Source organism: Psychroserpens sp. (assembly GCF_047633235.1).
GTDB lineage: Bacteria > Bacteroidota > Bacteroidia > Flavobacteriales > Flavobacteriaceae > Psychroserpens.
Genome location: NZ_JBLIET010000051.1, coordinates 1 through 16,614, shown reverse-complemented (window position 1 = coordinate 16,614; position 16,614 = coordinate 1). Strand labels below are relative to the sequence as shown.

At 34.2% G+C, this 16,614-nt stretch carries 17 protein-coding genes; 2 read left to right on the top strand and 15 right to left on the bottom strand.

Features of this window, described 5'->3' with window-relative positions:
* Positions 1 to 24: 24 nt before the first annotated feature.
* The 5 genes from ACJAZK_RS13005 to ACJAZK_RS12985 all read right to left on the bottom strand — a co-directional run bounded on the left by ACJAZK_RS13005 (position 25) and on the right by ACJAZK_RS12985 (position 3,464).
* Positions 25 to 681, bottom strand: a complete 657-nt coding sequence (locus tag ACJAZK_RS13005) for an HD domain-containing protein (protein ID WP_415224381.1) — start codon at positions 679 to 681, stop codon at positions 25 to 27.
* A 62-nt stretch (positions 682 to 743) separates the two neighbouring features.
* Positions 744 to 1,733, bottom strand: a complete 990-nt coding sequence (locus ACJAZK_RS13000; RefSeq protein ID WP_415224380.1) for an acyl-ACP desaturase — start codon at positions 1,731 to 1,733, stop codon at positions 744 to 746.
* An 18-nt stretch (positions 1,734 to 1,751) separates the two neighbouring features.
* Entirely contained in the window at positions 1,752 to 2,492 is a 741-nt protein-coding gene (locus tag ACJAZK_RS12995) for a lysophospholipid acyltransferase family protein (protein ID WP_415224379.1), read from the bottom strand.
* Between the two features lie 121 nt (positions 2,493 to 2,613).
* Positions 2,614 to 3,024 (bottom strand): BrxA/BrxB family bacilliredoxin, encoded by a 411-nt coding sequence (locus tag ACJAZK_RS12990; RefSeq protein WP_415224378.1) that lies wholly within the window; start codon positions 3,022 to 3,024, stop codon positions 2,614 to 2,616.
* A gap of 185 nt (positions 3,025 to 3,209) precedes the next feature.
* Positions 3,210 to 3,464 carry a hypothetical protein gene (locus ACJAZK_RS12985; RefSeq protein WP_415224377.1) on the bottom strand — a complete coding sequence of 85 codons (255 nt, stop codon included), beginning with the start codon at positions 3,462 to 3,464 and terminating at the stop codon, positions 3,210 to 3,212.
* A gap of 224 nt (positions 3,465 to 3,688) precedes the next feature.
* On the opposite strand from ACJAZK_RS12985, the gene ACJAZK_RS12980 reads away from it, so the two are divergent.
* Positions 3,689 to 4,474 (top strand): TerB family tellurite resistance protein, encoded by a 786-nt coding sequence (locus tag ACJAZK_RS12980; protein ID WP_415224376.1) that lies wholly within the window; start codon positions 3,689 to 3,691, stop codon positions 4,472 to 4,474.
* Here the strand turns inward: ACJAZK_RS12980 and ACJAZK_RS12975 are convergent, their stop codons facing one another.
* The 8 genes from ACJAZK_RS12975 to ACJAZK_RS12940 form a co-directional block, all read right to left on the bottom strand.
* Entirely contained in the window at positions 4,475 to 4,627 is a 153-nt protein-coding gene (locus ACJAZK_RS12975; protein ID WP_157588743.1) for a hypothetical protein, read from the bottom strand.
* Between the two features lie 583 nt (positions 4,628 to 5,210).
* A complete protein-coding gene (locus ACJAZK_RS12970; RefSeq protein WP_415224375.1) occupies positions 5,211 to 5,876 on the bottom strand; it encodes a hypothetical protein in 666 nt (221 codons plus the stop codon).
* 166 nt (positions 5,877 to 6,042) lie between these two features.
* Positions 6,043 to 7,203 (bottom strand): metal ABC transporter permease, encoded by a 1,161-nt coding sequence (locus tag ACJAZK_RS12965; RefSeq protein WP_415224374.1) that lies wholly within the window; start codon positions 7,201 to 7,203, stop codon positions 6,043 to 6,045.
* Entirely contained in the window at positions 7,196 to 8,323 is a 1,128-nt protein-coding gene (locus ACJAZK_RS12960) for a metal ABC transporter permease (RefSeq protein WP_415224373.1), read from the bottom strand. Before ACJAZK_RS12960 ends, ACJAZK_RS12965 begins: the two co-directional genes overlap by 8 nt.
* Positions 8,323 to 9,057, bottom strand: coding sequence for a metal ABC transporter ATP-binding protein (locus ACJAZK_RS12955; RefSeq protein ID WP_415224372.1), 735 nt, complete (start codon positions 9,055 to 9,057; stop codon positions 8,323 to 8,325). Before ACJAZK_RS12955 ends, ACJAZK_RS12960 begins: the two co-directional genes overlap by 1 nt.
* Before the next feature lie 130 nt (positions 9,058 to 9,187).
* Complete coding sequence (locus ACJAZK_RS12950; RefSeq protein ID WP_415224371.1) at positions 9,188 to 10,096, bottom strand: metal ABC transporter solute-binding protein, Zn/Mn family; 909 nt, start codon at positions 10,094 to 10,096, stop codon at positions 9,188 to 9,190.
* Positions 10,097 to 10,212: 116 nt separating this feature from the next.
* Positions 10,213 to 10,680, bottom strand: a complete 468-nt coding sequence (locus ACJAZK_RS12945; protein ID WP_415224370.1) for a thioredoxin family protein — start codon at positions 10,678 to 10,680, stop codon at positions 10,213 to 10,215.
* Between the two features lie 12 nt (positions 10,681 to 10,692).
* Complete coding sequence (locus ACJAZK_RS12940) at positions 10,693 to 13,047, bottom strand: TonB-dependent receptor (RefSeq protein WP_415224369.1); 2,355 nt, start codon at positions 13,045 to 13,047, stop codon at positions 10,693 to 10,695.
* 121 nt (positions 13,048 to 13,168) lie between these two features.
* On the opposite strand from ACJAZK_RS12940, the gene ACJAZK_RS12935 reads away from it, so the two are divergent.
* Positions 13,169 to 13,825, top strand: coding sequence for a metal-dependent transcriptional regulator (locus tag ACJAZK_RS12935; protein WP_415224368.1), 657 nt, complete (start codon positions 13,169 to 13,171; stop codon positions 13,823 to 13,825).
* Between the two features lie 329 nt (positions 13,826 to 14,154).
* Here the strand turns inward: ACJAZK_RS12935 and feoB are convergent, their stop codons facing one another.
* Together feoB and ACJAZK_RS12925 are read right to left on the bottom strand one after the other, a co-directional pair.
* Positions 14,155 to 16,254 carry a ferrous iron transport protein B gene (gene feoB / locus ACJAZK_RS12930; RefSeq protein ID WP_415224367.1) on the bottom strand — a complete coding sequence of 700 codons (2,100 nt, stop codon included), beginning with the start codon at positions 16,252 to 16,254 and terminating at the stop codon, positions 14,155 to 14,157.
* Positions 16,247 to 16,480, bottom strand: coding sequence for a FeoA family protein (locus tag ACJAZK_RS12925; protein WP_028870688.1), 234 nt, complete (start codon positions 16,478 to 16,480; stop codon positions 16,247 to 16,249). Before ACJAZK_RS12925 ends, feoB begins: the two co-directional genes overlap by 8 nt.
* Positions 16,481 to 16,614: the final 134 nt, after the last annotated feature.

The window sequence follows — 16,614 nt, the reverse complement described above, 5'->3', positions numbered from 1 at the left end:
AATGAATGGCGTTTTAAAAAGCTTTTATTTAAAACCATCCCACTCTGCGTAAAACTGGTCTAAAAACTGCTCCATATATTTATGACGTTCTAGTGCAATCTTTTCACCTGTCTTTGTATTCATTCTATCTTTTAAAAGTAATAATTTTTCATAGAAATGATTAATTGTAGGTGCCGTAGATGTTTTGTATTCGGCCTTTGTTATTTTTAGATTTGGGGTTATAGAAGGATCAAATATTTTTCGGTTTTTAAAGCCTCCATAATTAAATGTCCTAGCAATCCCAATAGCACCAATAGCATCTAATCGATCTGCATCTTGTACGACACTCAATTCCGCAGAAGAAAAAGTTTGTGCTTCATTTCCGCCCTTAAAAGAAATGTGTTTTATAATATTGACCACATGCTCTATAACCTTGGAATCAACATTATTTTCAAACAAGAATTTACGAGCAACTTTAGGACCTATAGTATCATCACCAGCATGAAATTTACTATCTGCAATATCATGCAATAATGCTCCTAATGCCACCACTAAAGAATCTACGTTTTCATTTTTAGAGATGAGTAAACAGTTGTTAAACACCCTTAGAGTGTGGAACCAGTCGTGACCTCCTTCGGCTTTTTCAAGTTCTTTTTGTACAAAAATTTTAGTTTTTTCTATGATTTCTTCGGAAGTATTCATAACCTAAAATTAAAAAATTCCTTTCAGAAACTGAAAGGAATTAAATCTATATTTATTAAAAATTATTTTAAGTGCGCTGGTTCAACCCATTTAAATTGATACGAATTTTCAGGTATTGTGATACGGTCGGCTAATCGTAACATTCTTGATGGTAGTTTCATTAAGTAGTCACGAGCTTTTTCGGCTTCATCATTAAGGCCCTGAATATTTCCAATATCCCAACGGATAATCAGTTTTTGTAAAATATCTATATAGTCCCTAGATGTATATACACCAATGCGTTGCGCTGTATTTGAAAACTCTTCAAATGCTGTCCCTATTTTATCACCGGATTCTCTAAGGAAATGTGCTGGCATTGCAATTTTTTGCTTCATCATATAATGAAAAGCCATCATCATTTGATTTGGATCTACCTCGAAAATACGCTCCACAAACTCTGAATAAGCATGATGATGTCTCATCTCATCTCCAGAGATAATTTTACACATTTTCGCTAATTGTTTATTCCCTTTCGCTTTTGCCATTTTAGCTACGCGGTTATGAGAAATATAAGTTGCTAATTCTTGAAAACTTGTATACACAAAGTTTTTATAGGGATCACGATCTGTACCAATATCAAAACCATCTGCAATTAAGTATTGTGTGGTTTTTTCTATCTCTTTCATATTAACTCGACCAGAGAGATAAAGGTATTTGTTTAGCACATCACCATGACGATTTTCCTCGCTTGTCCAATGTCTCACCCATTTCCCCCAACTATTACGTCCTACTTGATCTACACCTTCAACATCCATTAACCAAGATTCATAAGAGGGTAAAGCTTCTTCGGTAATCATATCACCAACTAAAACGACCCAGAAGTCATATGGTAACTCTTTAGAAAGCTCACGAATTTCCCGTACGTCGTCATAAAACGTATCACCTTGAGGATTTGGCAAAAAATCTGTAGGCTGCCAAATTGTTTCTACAGGAATGAGATATTTTTCGATAAGTTGATCCACATCTTTTTCTAGATGCTGCATCACTTCCAACCGCTTATTTTTCAATAACATATCAATTCGGTTTAATAATTAGTTAACATAAATAGCGTCAGTAATTGTTTTTTCAACAGTAGTCAACAACGCTTGCTTATCTGTAAAGGTAGCCATTTCTATAGGCTTATGAACAGTAAATTTTATATGATTTCCTATTCCCATAGGGAATTTACCATAGCGTAACATTTTCCAAGAGTTATTAACTGTTACGGGTATAATCAGCGCAGAAGGTGTTTTCTTCATGAGTATTTCTAAGCCTTTAGTTTTAAAAGGTTTGGGGTGGCCATCTTTACTTCGAGTCCCTTCTGGAAAAATAACTCCGGCACGATTTGTCTTTTCTAGATACTCTCCAAACTTCATCATTACAGGCAAAGCTTGTCTTGGGTTTTTACGATCTATTAATATAGATCCTCCGTGACGTAAATTATAGGATACACTTGGAATGCCTTTACCTAGTTCTTTTTTTGAAACGAACTTAATGTGATGTTTTCGCATATACCACATTATCGGCGAAACATCATACATGCTTTGATGATTAGAAACAACAAGTAAAGGTCTATCTGTAGGAAGATTATAAGGGTTCTCCCAGGTAACACGAGTACCTAACACATGTAAACAACGTACTAAACATAATTGTAAAAGATCTACACTTTTTTTATGGGCTTTATACCCCAAAACAGTATTACAAAAGACTTGAATTGGGTGAAAAAACAGTAAACACATACCAAAAATCATTAAATATAAAACCGTTAAAGGATATGCAAGAAGTTTTCTCATGTGGTAAAATTAGCCGAATCAAAGTAATACACAAAAAAACCACGATTAAAAATCGTGGTTTTATAATTAGACAAAGTTTTTATTTCTATTAGAAATTTTTCACTTTATTTGTAATGCTCTATTAACAGTGCGCATTATAGGCATCCATAAGGTTTTCTGCAATTAATTCTGCTGGACGACCTTCAATATGATGACGCTCTAACATGTGCACTAATTCACCATCTTTAAACAATGCCATACATGGTGAACTTGGAGGAAAAGGCACCATATGTCCTCTAGCAGCATCCACTGCTTCTTTATCAACTCCTGCAAACACAGTAACAATGTTATCTGGACGTTTTGCATTTTGTAAACTTTCTCTCGCTCCTGGACGAGCATTGGCAGCTGCACAACCACAAACAGAGTTTACAACAACTAATGTTGTTCCCTCTTTTACTAAAGCAGCCTCTACAGCTTCTGCTGTGTGCAATTCTTTAAAACCAACTTTGGTTAAATCCTCACGCATAGGTCTTACTAATTCTGCTGGATACATATGTTTTAATTTTTAGATTATTATTTGAATTGCAAAGGTACGCAAAAACTACTGGATTATAATTGACAATAGTTACCTGTTTAAATGACGCTATTCGTGTTTTCAATAGTATAATTCTCCCGAAGGAAGAAGAACATTTATCTCATAAAAGTTAGTTGAAATCCATCCTCTACAAAAGCACCTTCCTATAGCACAAAACTAGAATCGGTTAGTGCTGAAAGACTAAAATTAAAGTCATCTATCATTAGTGTTACAGCGTCACCTGTTAAGTTGACTACTTGATAATCATAAACGCCAGTTGGAAAACCATCATAGATGATAAGCTCAATATTGGTGTTTGTTACTGTTAATTCTTGGTCGTAAGGATTAAAGCCCCAAATAATTACATCCTTTTCATAAGCATCATCTATTCCTGCAAAACCGCCTGTAACATTATTCAATGACCACTAACCCTTTAGAGTCGGCCCATTATTTGACGACACGTCGTCGTTACAAGCTAACGTAAATACTATTAGTAGTAATAAACAGATGTCCTTTTTCATAAAACGATTGAGTTATATATTAAAGTTACCAAAACCTTAGAAAGATTGCGTTGATAAGTAACAAAATCGAAATAAGTCTACTAACAAATAGTATCTTTGAATTTAAATAAAAGTTATAATTTATGAGTTTTGCAAAATGGGTAGGAGGTGCTTTAGGATGGTCTTTTGGTGGGCCAATAGGAGCTATTATTGGACTTGCCGTAGGAAGTTTGATTGATGGCGCAACAGAAGGTGGAGGCTTTTTATTAGGTGACGGCAATAAGCAACAAAGAGGTGCAGGACAAAACTCTTCTAGCTTTAGAAGACAAACACACAAAAGACTTCAAACACTTTCCGGAGATTTTGAAGTGAGTCTTTTAATTCTCGCCTCTGTCGTTATTAAAGCAGACGGAAAACAAGAGCAAAGTGAACTAGATTTTGTGCGTAAGCAGTTTGTAAGCATGTATGGTAAAGACAGGTCTAATCAGGCTTTCAAATTATTTAAAAATATAAGTAAGCAAAATATCCCAACACGAAAAGTCTGTTTGCAGATACGTCAAATGATGGATCATGCGTCACGTTTGCAATTACTTCATTTTCTCTTCGGAATAGCAAGAGCAGATGGAATGGTCACTGATGATGAAGTGTCTCAAATTTATATGATTTCTGGTTACTTGGGGATTAGTCCTCGCGACTACGAAAGTATAAAAGCCATGTTCTACAACAGTAGTGATAATGCCTATAAAATTTTAGAGATTACTAAAGAAGCGACAGATGGCGACGTTAAAAAGGCCTACCGAAAGATGGCAAAAAAATACCATCCAGATAAAGTGATTCACTTAGGAGAAGAACATCAAAAAGGTGCTGAAGAAAAATTCAGACAAGTGCAAAATGCCTACGAGCAATTACAAAAGGAACGTGTATTTTAATCATTTACGATTGCGATGTCTTTCATTTATTCGTCTTTCAATATCTTTAAAATAGCGCTTTTCTTTATGTTTTCTATACATAAAGGCCACTACTACGATGAGGCCTAGGATCATTAGTCCGCCTTGTCCTGTGATGTAATTTAGTATGTCCATACTGTTCATTTAAAAACCTATAGTCGTAATAAAAATCAAACCTTTCACTTCTAATTTGGTACTATTATTGTAAAATTTAAAAAAAATATTTTAATGAAATGTCTTTTATCGACACTATTAGTTTTGACTTTATTACTTGTAACCACTCACGATATTTAAAGAGTCAATGAAGTAAAATCTGACTCCAAATATTTCGGTTTATTGCGCAGGTCGACCCTTAACACTGATGGCACCTGTGAGTTTTATAATTTCCAAAGCAATGAAAAAGTCTAAAAAAAATCTCATACTTACGCCAAATGCACCTGGACCCAATACAAAAAATCATTATGTTTTCTGCCGAAGTAGACGATATAGATTCTAAATATATACTGGATTTTAATAATTCTATGGCTCGATTTCATACTAAATCTTCAAGAGATACATCTAAAAAAATTATAAAAAAATCCATTCAACTTTATGACACTAAGATCATATTTTTAAGAAGTTAAGAATGAGTAAAATCACTAAAAAATAGCAAATTTATAGATCAAAAAAAAGGACAATATTTTCAACTGTCCTTTTTTATAAACACTATTAACAAGTCTTATTTTAAGCTCGCTGTAATTTTTTTAACATATTCCTCAGCAGCTGTAGTAGCAGCTGTTGGATTATCTAATTGCGATGTAACCACAGCTACCAATTGATTTTCTACAGACTTTTTAAGATCATAGACAGTAGTTTCTAATATATATAATCTTGACGTACTCGTAGTTGTTGTTTCTGGCACATAAACACCTTTTGAATGAAAAGATACAGGATTATAATAGTAGCCATAAAACCCTCCATAATATCTTGGGTAATAGCCATCGTAATTTCCTCCAGCATAATACCCTCCATCACTTTGAACTCTAGTCTCCTCTTTATAATCTTTCATTACAGTAAGTACAACACCATCAAACCCTTCGGCTTTTAATATGGCCTTTAATTTTTCCTGACTACGTTCAGATTCTGGATGACTTGGCTTCATACTGCCAAACTTCGAGAAACTAGCTGTAGCTTTATATCCTTTTGCCTCCATTTGTCTCACAATCTCATTCTCAAAAATAACTCTTGCTTGATTGTTATCTGTTCTTGCGACCACTAAAAAATTATTTCCTTTAATAGTTGAGATCTCATCGCTTTTCCAAGAATCTAAAACTCGAACGCTTGAACAATTTTGAAGAGAAAGACTAAAAATTAGTATGACTAGAATTACAATTGTTTTTTTCATTTTGTGGTTATATTTTTTTAAAAATACTGTTTTCCATCCAAATAATGTTCTCGAAAATAAATTAATACAAAAATAAATCATCCTTTTAACAAGAAAACAAATACAGTAAACATCAAAACAAAACACTACTTACGTTATAAGATATTTGGAGAATACCACTACCTAATCAACCCCTAAACAAAAAGAAATCATTCTTCATATCTTCAATCTGAGTATCTTCATTAGTGATAATATAATCGATGGCTTGTGTGGTAAACACATCTCCTTTTGGAGTTAGTGAGACAATTTTATTATCAATTACAATCATATTATTTCTTAAAGCTAAATCCAAAACTGTTTTAGATCTTACTTTTTGCCAATTAATATGTTCATTTAAATGATTCACATGACGCTCATTGTCTTCATCATGATTTTTTAAATGGAGTAAAAATGTGAGAAGTGATACCTCAATACGCTGTTGTTTTTCTCTGTACAATACTGCTATAACCCCTTTGCTTGGTGCGAATAAATAGACGATCAAAAATAAGAGTCCCAGTATTGTGGTAATTGATCCCGAAATTGAAGCATCCAACCAGTGTGCCAACCAATAGCCCGAAATGGCACTCACGACTCCAAAGAATATGGAAAGCACTAACATTTTCTTCAAATCTGTGGTTAATAAATACGCCGTTGCAGCCGGTGCAATCATAAGTGCCACGACTAAAATAGCACCTACAGCATCAAAAGAACCCACCGTTGTGATAGAGGAAACGGTCATTAAGCCATAATGCAAAATTACTGGAGAAAACCCTAGCGAAGCTGCTAAACCTTTATCAAATGTACTTAGCTTCAATTCTTTAAAAAACGCCAACAATAACGCAATTGTGATTAATAAAATAACACCAATAACCCAAAGCGATTTTGGGCCAACATCAATCCCAGAAATGAGCAGGCGATCAAAAGGCGCAAAAGCCAATTCTCCCAATAATACCGCATCAATATCTAAATGTACATCGTTGGCATTTTTAGCAATCATAATGACACCAATACTAAACAATACGGGAAAAACGAGACCAATAGCAGTATCTTCTTTTACGAGTCCTGTTTTCTGTATATACTCAACCAAAACCACTGTAATAACACCAGTTAAAGCTGCCAATAATATCAGTAATGGTGAATTTAAATCTTGAGTAATAAAGAAACCTACTACAACTCCTGGCAGTATGGAATGACTAATAGCATCACTTATCATAGCCATTTTCCGAAGGACTAAAAAAGTTCCAGGAATCGCACAAGCAATAGCTACTAAACTCGCAATAAGTTGTATTTCTAGTTGTGCGTTACTCATCGTTTTTAGTTAATTGATTATATAAATTCAAAGCAGATTTAAAACCTTCATGAGTCAAACTCCAAGTAGACCCCTTTAAAGTCACGTAATTTTTTTCAACTAGTTTTTTAAGAGTCCCTTTCGTATAACCTTGAAAACCATTCAAAATTTTAATTTCATGTGGATGTGAGATATTATCATGAGACTCAGCAATATGATACATAAATGCTAATGTTTTGTGCAATTCTAAATCTCGACGGTTTTTTATAAATCGTATCTGTTTAAAAAGCAAACCTCGACTTGGTGAGAATATAAATGAAAATAAGACAAATACTGCCGCAACCAATACAATGACTGGACCTGTGGATAAATTGTTTTGACTCGCACTAATAGCGGTACCAAATACACCTGAAAACGCTCCAAAAATTGCTGCTAAAAACACCATTGTTGCTAAACTATTTGTCCATTGTCGTGCGGCTGCTGCAGGCGCTAAAAGCATTGCACTCATAAGTACTACTCCTACAGTTTGAAGTCCTAAAACAATTGCTAAAACAATAAAACTGGTAATGAGAATATCTATGGCCTTTGTATTAAACCCAAGCGTTTTGGCGTACTCTTTATCAAAGAGTAAAATCTTAAACTCTTTCCAAAAAAGGAGCAATACAAAAAGGCAAATTCCTGTAACAATTGCCATCATCCGCACATCACTTTCAACGAGAGTTGCTGCTTGACCAAATAAATATTTATCCAATCCTGCTTGATTAGCATTGGGTTGCTTTTGTATAAATGTGAGTAAAAGCATTCCAAAGCCAAAAAATAATGATAAAATTAAACCAAGAGCTGTATCAGATTTAAGATGCGTTTTGGTAATGATTCCTCTAATCCAGAATGTCCCAATTAATCCACTAACTAAAGCGCCCAATAATAATGTATTACTATCTTTTGCACCTGTAATTAAAAATGAGATTGCTATTCCTGGCAATGCTGCATGTGAGATAGCATCACCTAAAAGACTTTGCTTTCTAAGTACCGCGAAGCTACCTAACATTCCAGTGACTGCACCAAGAATTGCAGTTCCTAATGTAATGGTTCGTAAGGTATAGTCGGTAAAAACTAAAGAAAAATACTCTTGAATGTCCATTATTCTTGTACGCTCACTTTATAATTAATTCCGTAAGTTTTAGTTAAATTATTATCATTAAAAATATCCTTAACTGGACCTGTAGCTATCTTTTTGACGTTCAAAAAAGTTACCCAATCAAAATATTCAGGAACAGTTTGTAAATCATGATGTACTACAACTACTGTTTTTCCTGCTTTTCTCAATTCTTTTAAAATATTAATAATCGCTATTTCTGTAGTAGCATCAACACCTTGAAACGGTTCATCCATAAAATAAATAGAGGCATCTTGAACTAGAGCGCGTGCTAAAAATATGCGCTGTTGTTGCCCTCCAGATAACTGACTTATTTGTCGGCTTTTAAATGCTAACATCCCCACTTTCTCAAGGGCTTCAAGTGATGCTTTTTTCTCCTTTTGCCTTGGACGTTTAATCCAACCTAAACTACCGTAAGTCCCCATCATCACAACATCCAAAGCTGTCGTTGGAAAATCCCAATCTACACTTCCCTTCTGCGGGACATAAGCAACCAATGAGCGCTGTTTTTTATAAGGTTTTCCATAAATGGTAACACTTCCTGCAATGGGTTTTAGAATCCCTAAAATAGATTTAATGAGTGTTGATTTTCCTGCACCATTTGGTCCAACAATAGCCATCAATACACCTTCAGGGATTTCTAAATCAATATCCCAAAGTACCGGTTTATAGTTGTAGGCTACGGTTAAATCGTCTACTTGCACTGCTATTTTAGTCATATCTTATTTTTTTATCATCCTGAAATCGAAGATTCATAAACACCTTAATTTCAAATTTATTTTTATAAATAATCAAGTTCAAGATGACAGCACAGTTTCATTATAATTGTTTTATGGATTACTATACTAACTATTTTAAAGCTCCAACGATAGTATTCACATTATACTCAAACATTCCAATATAAGTGCCTTCGGCAGTTCCCGCATTTCCTAAAGCATCAGAATATAGTGTACCTCCAATTTCCACGTCATGTCCTTTAGACTTTACGGCTGCTTGTAAGGCTTCAATAGTTCTCTTAGGCACAGAACTCTCTACAAAAATTGCCTTGATGTTTCTTTCGATAATAAATGCTGAAAGCTTCTGCACATCTTGAACACCAGCTTCTGTAGCGGTAGAGAACCCTTGTAAGCCAACAACTTCAAAGTCATAAGCTTTTCCGAAGTAATTAAAAGCATCATGTGCCGTAACTAATATTCTCTTTTCCTTCGGAAGGGTCTCAATAGTAGCTTTAATTTTAGATTGAAGCGCCTCTAGTTCATTTAAATAAGTTTCAGCATTGGATTTATAATTTTCAGCATTAGCGGGATCATTTTCTGAAAGTACTTGAGCTACTTTTGAAGCAAATTGCTTAAAATATGCGATATCAAACCACACATGCGGATCGTAATTGGATGCAAAATAGTCTGAACCAATCAACGTACTTTTATTGAGTTCCTCACCCAAAGCAATGGGTGTTTTAGTAGCGTTTCCCATTTTCTCAAAAACATCAACCAATTTCCCTTCAAGATGTAAACCGTTATAAAAAATCACATTAGCTTCTACCAATTTAGTTACATCTCCTTCACTCGCTTTGTATAGATGAGGATCTACTCCACTACCCATTAAGCCTTGAAGATTCACATAGTCTCCACCAATATTTTTCACCAAATCAGTAATCATTGATGTTGTGGTGACGATATTTAATTTCCCGTTAGATTTAGTTTCATTTTCGCAGCTAAAGCTTGCAATAATTAGTATTAAAACTATTCGTTTTTTCATTACTCTAAATTTTATTTGCGAAGGTACTAAAAATTAAAACACATCTCTGGTTTCGGTTATGTAATTCACTATCTGAGTGGCTTGAAGATCAAGTTAACTTACTGATTTAACTGTTTTTACAGTGCCTTTAAAAGTTGTTTAGCTGTGTAATAATAATAAGTACGATCTCGCACAACAAAATTGATATCAAAAAATAAGGTCACAGGAAGCGAAAATGCTTCATGTTTTCGAGACGCCAATAATAAAGGTAGTTCATGGACAGCATTACGTTTTGTTTTTGCTTGGGTATTTACAAACGTCATACCGTCAAAAACGATAGTATCTAAACTTTCTACATCCATTTCTACCGCGTAATAATCGCGATTTATCCTTTCTACAACTTCGGTATTTGTAAACACCTCTCGATCTAATTTTTTACAATAGGCACACCAGTCTGCGTGAAAATAAATAAGAACAGGTTTTGGCTGCTCATTTAAAGCATGTTCTAGTTGTGCCCATGTTTTCCATTCAATCGCTTTATCACTTTGTGAATAGGAAACCATTACAAAACAGCTAAATACTAGAGATAAAAAGATATGTTTCATAGCAAGCGTATTTTAAAAATCACCAAATTTAAGTCCCATAAAAAATGTTCGAGGTCTGTTTGGTCCATAAACAAAATCTGAATCTCTAGTTGAACCGCGATCAAAATCATTTTGATAGCTATTAAAAAGATTCTGTATTCCTCCACTTAGCTCTACATGAAATGTATCTTTAAGATCAAAATGATAGGTTATTTTGGTAGTCATGTCAAAAAACACCTCTGAATCTACTAAATCAATAAAGCCAGACTCTGATACTACACGAGGAACAATCATTGCGCCTGTATAACTTCCTGTAACGTCTAATTTAAAAGCCTCACTAATTTGCCAGTTTGTATTTAGAAAACCATACACATTGGGTGCACGTACAAACTCACTTAAAACGACGTCTTGTTCTCCAGGAACTGATCCATCTGCTTCAAAAAGTAGTTGATCTTCTTTATAAATAGCGCGTTGGATTGTTCCTCCTACTTGAAAAAACAAATCTGAACTAGGAGATATACTCAACTCTATATTGGTACCAGCAACATAGGCACCAGAGCCATTTCTTGATTCTTCTAGAATAGATCCATTTGGTAATGAGTTTCCTGTACTCACAATAGTAAATGGATTTGTTAAGGTGGTATAAAATCCTTCAACCAAAAGATTAGTTTGCATTTTATTAAAATCTTTTGAGTAATCAAATGATGCGGTAAACGCATTGGAGAATTCACTTTCTAAATTTTCTGATAAGATCACAAAACGTTGTTCTCCTCCAACCGAAGAAATATGAAGATCTTCATTAAATGCCTGTGGTGCTCTAAACCCTCTGGCGTAGCCGCCTCTAAATTGAAGTTCATCTGTAATATTGTAAAGCAGAGTTAAACGCGGACTCAAAACTGTTTCAGAAACGTCTGAAGTTCTAGCTATGTCCTGAATGGTGTAAAAACCATCAACATTGACATGGTCTAAACGCGCTCCTATAAGTGCCGAAAATCTATCAGTTGGCTTCCATTCATACTGACCGTAAAGCCCAGTACTATTCACTTTTTGATCTACCAAACGATTATAGCCAGTAATCGCATCATCTGTATCGTTAAGTTGATGCTCCACACCTGTAGTAAGCACATCATTATTTTTAAAAATATGACTATATTTTGCACCAGTAACAAATGCCAAATCTTTAGTTTTACCAAAAGCATTATTAGCTATAATTGAGTCTGCAGTTGCTCTACCACCACCTAAACCACCATAATAACTATCGCGATTTGTATGTTGTACAGATGCGTAAACACTTAAGGTTTTTGTTCTATCATCATTGAAGGTCTCATAATCTAGACCTGAAAAAATGGTACTATGGTCTAATTCTTCTGTAATATCAGTAAACTGTGGTGCTAAATCCAACTTATCACCACCACGACGATATTCCCGAATCCCTGTAAAATCAAAACCAATTCTACTATTATCATTAGGTCTCAGAAATGCTTTGGCACCTAATGAATTATTGTTGAGAGTAGTTGTTTCTGTAAAGCCATCATCATTGGCATCAAACGCATCCCTATCTCTAAAAATACCGTAAACTGTAATTCCGCTAGTTAAATCTTCACTCACCACAGAAGCATTAACGTTGAGGTTACGATCTGCAGTAGTGCCATCAATCAATCCTAAACTAGAGGTCACTTCCCAGCTGTTATTTACGGGTTCTTTAGTAATCACATTAATGGTTCCTGCAATTGCATTGGAGCCAAACAAGGCAGAACCTCCACTTCTCACCACCTCAACCCTATCAATAATACTCACAGGGATTTGCTCTAAACCATAAACACTATTTAAAGCACTAAACACAGGACGACTATTTACTAGTATTTGAGTGTATTGCCCCTTTAAGCCATTCATACGAACTTGTGTGAAACCACAATTTTGACAATTAGTTTCCACGCGAACTCCTGGCTGATAGTTAAGTCCATCTGCCAATGATAAAGACTGTGTTGCATTAAACAATTTAGGACTTAACACCTTTACAATTACGGGAGCTTCTTTTTTACTAATACGATTCCTAGTTGCACTTACTACAATTTGATTAAGACCAAGAGCATCCTCAACCAATTCAAAATCAACAACAGAGATGGTATCAGCAATAAGTGTTACACTTTTTGTTAATGTACGATAGCCTTGTGAAGTCGCAATTATCTTAGTGACCTTGCTGTTTACTGTCATTTCATACTTTCCATTCTCGTCAGCACTCACACCAACTGTACCTCCCTTCACATATACACTTGCAAAAGGAATTGGCTCGCGCTCTGAAGTTACTTGACCAGAAATTGTAATCATGGTTTCCTGTCCTGAAACTATTGAGACTAGTAAGACAAAGATATAAGTTATACATCTCATCACTTTAATTTTTAGATTTATAAAATAATAATTTTTACGCAAAGATAAAATAATTTTTAGACAAGTCTAAAAATTATTTTAAAATTTTAATATATGTATATTTGGTATTCAAAAATGAATCATGATCACACTTACCGAAGAAAATTATATCAAAGCCATTTACCATCTTGGAAACTATGGTAAGGACATCGTTAACACAAATGCCATTGCCGATGCTTTAAATACGAAAGCATCATCTGTTACAGATATGGTAAAAAAACTAGCAGACAAAGACTATCTAAACTATAAAAAATACCAAGGTGTTAAGTTGAAAAAGAGTGGAATTAATGTAGCCGTCAATATTGTTAGAAAACACAGACTTTGGGAAGTGTTCTTAGTAGAAAAACTAAATTTTACTTGGGATGAAGTACATGAAGTCGCTGAGCACTTAGAACACATCAAATCTGAAAAACTAGTCAATGAATTGGATGCTTTTTTAGAATTTCCTACACATGACCCTCATGGTGATCCAATACCAGATAAGGACGGTAAATTTAATAAAATAGAGAAAACAGCATTATCACATGCTACCGTTGGAATGGTATATAAATGTATTGGTGTGGAAGATAGCTCTACTAATTTTCTTCAATACTTAGATAGTAATTCTATAGGTTTGGGAACCACGATAGAAATTATACATAAAGAGCTATTTGACAACTCTGTCAAAATTAAACTGAACACTACAGAGCTGGTTGTATCACAAAACGTCGCTAAAAACTTATATTTAAAGATATTATAACCCATTGATGAACACAACATGAATAATAAAAAGATTGCGCCTATAACCCAGTAACTAAGATTGTAAAATTAATGACAACCGCAATCGTCTTGGCCACAAGCCTTACTGCTCGCTGTCTTTTTCTTTGGAAGCACACCAAACTTATGCAACAAAAACCATATCGCCATAGCTAGCGAGGTAAAAACTAATATGTTTTGTATTACGATATTCAACTTATTTAAATTTATATTAGAATGAAACTTTTATATGTGATTAGTCGAAAACATTTTAGTTTCATTTCATGAGATTTATAGTGCACTGAAACAAGCTTATCAAGTTTCAAGAATAATTTACTTTAAGAATTGATAGGCAATCAAAGCTACAATATAAGCAAATGCACTCATAATCACTAGCTGTAATATTGGCCATTTCCAAGTGTTAGTCTCTCGCTTTACTACTGCCAATGTACTCATACATTGCATGGCAAAGGCATAGAATAATAACAACGAAATTCCTGAGGCAAGCGTAAATAGTTTACCTCCTGTTGTTTGATTTGTATCTTTAGCCATCCTATTAGTAATCGTATCTACATCATCATTTTCTACACTATATATAGTTGCTAATGTTCCAACAAAGACTTCTCTTGCTGCGAATGAGCTTACAATTGCGATTCCTATTTTCCAATCATATCCTAATGGCCTAATGGCAGGCTCAATAGCTTGTCCTGCAATACCAATAAAAGAATGTTCCAGCTTATGAGATGATATTTTTTGTTGCAATTCATCAGAAGGTAAATTTTCCGAAGCAAATTCAGTAGTAACAATTTCTTCTGCATTATTGAAACTGTCTCCAGCTCCATAAGATGCTAAAAACCAAAGTACAATTGATATTGCTAAAATGATTTTACCTGCTCCAAATACAAATGACTTTGTCTTCTCTAAAACTGTTAATGCTACATTTTTAAATAAAGGCAGCTTATAGTTTGGCATTTCTACTACGAAAAAAGTTTTACTCTTCATTTTTAGAATCTTATTTAAGATCCAAGCAGAAATGATTGCGGTTCCAAAACCAATAAGATAGAGTAACATTAATGTTAATGGTTGGTATCCTAATCCTAAAAAACGACCCTCAGGAATGACCAGTTCGATAATAATTAGATAGACTGGTAAACGTGCCGAACAGGTTGTAAACGGTGTCACTAGGATAGTAATCAAACGTTCTTTCCAGCTTTCAATATTACGAGTTGCCATAATCGCTGGTATCGCACATGCTGTCCCTGATATTAGTGGAACCACACTTTTACCACTCAACCCAAAACGTCTCATGACACGATCCATCAAAAAAACAACCCGACTCATATAACCACTTTCTTCTAAAACTGCAATGAATAAAAATAAAAAGGCTATCTGCGGAATAAATATCACTATACCTCCTAGCCCAGGAATAATACCTTCGGTAATTAAATTAGTAAAGACACCTTCAGGCATGATGTTTTTAGTCCATTCACTTAAAAAAGCAAAGGCACCATCAATAAGCTCCATAGGCACTTGAGCCCACTCATATATGGCTTGGAAAATAGTCAATAGAATCACAAAAAAGATAAGATATCCCCAAACTTTATGTGTAAGAATCCTATCCAATTTGATTCTAAGATCTTTCGCTGTTTTAAGATCAATAGTCTGGCCTTTTTTAAGCGTATTATTAATAAACTGATAGCGTTTTATAGTCTCTTTTTGCTGTAAGCGCTTAAGATCTGATTTACCCATAGTTTTGAAACTATTGATCGCATCAATTTCTTTTCTATCAACTTTTCCGAAGTTCACATCCTGAGTAATGACCAACCATAATTTATATAATAACTGATTGGGGAATGCCTTTCTTAACTTACTGAAATACTCAATATCAATTTCTGAAGCACTTAAACAAGGCGTAATTGACAGCTCTTTAAAATTAGTAATAAGCTCTTTAAGTTCGTTTATACCTTTGTTTTTCCTAGTGCTTATAAGTGCAATTTTAGTTTGCAATTCTTGTTCCAAATAAGGAATATCTAAATGAATGCCCTTATAGACCATCCTATCAGACATATTTATAGCTAAAATTGTAGGGATTTGTAAATCCTTAATTTGAGTATAAAGAAGAAGATTTCTTTTTAAATTTTCAACATCACTAACGACCACTGCAACATCAGGAAAATCCTTGTCATTCTTATTGAGAAGTAACTCAATCACCACATTTTCATCAAGCGAAGAGGCATTTAAACTATAAGTTCCTGGTAAATCAATAATATGTGCTTTAACTCCTCTTGGAAGTTTACAGATACCTTCTTTTTTCTCAACCGTAATCCCAGGATAGTTACCTACTTTTTGATTTAAGCCCGTAAGTGAATTAAAGACAGAAGTTTTTCCTGTATTTGGATTTCCAATAAGCGCAACATTGATTTGTTTACTCATTAAAAATATCGATTAAAATGTGAATTGCAGTTTCTTTTCTAATAGCTAAATGTGTCCCATTAATATTGAGATACATTGGATCTGCAAATGGTGCGACTTGTACAAGCTCCACTGAATTCCCAGGCAAACAACCCATTTCTAGGAGTTTAAGTGGAATATGAATGGACGAAACATCGGTAATTATACCTTGTTGACCTCGTTTTATATCTGCTAATGTGACCCTCAAGCTTATTTAGATTGATTTTAAGTAAGCAAAAATAAAGGAAAAATTCAGCCTAAAAAAATTGTAGTGGATTTTTATTGATATTCCTTTTTAAGTCGCTTGATATCTTGAATTAAAGAGTCCACAGAAGTTGCACT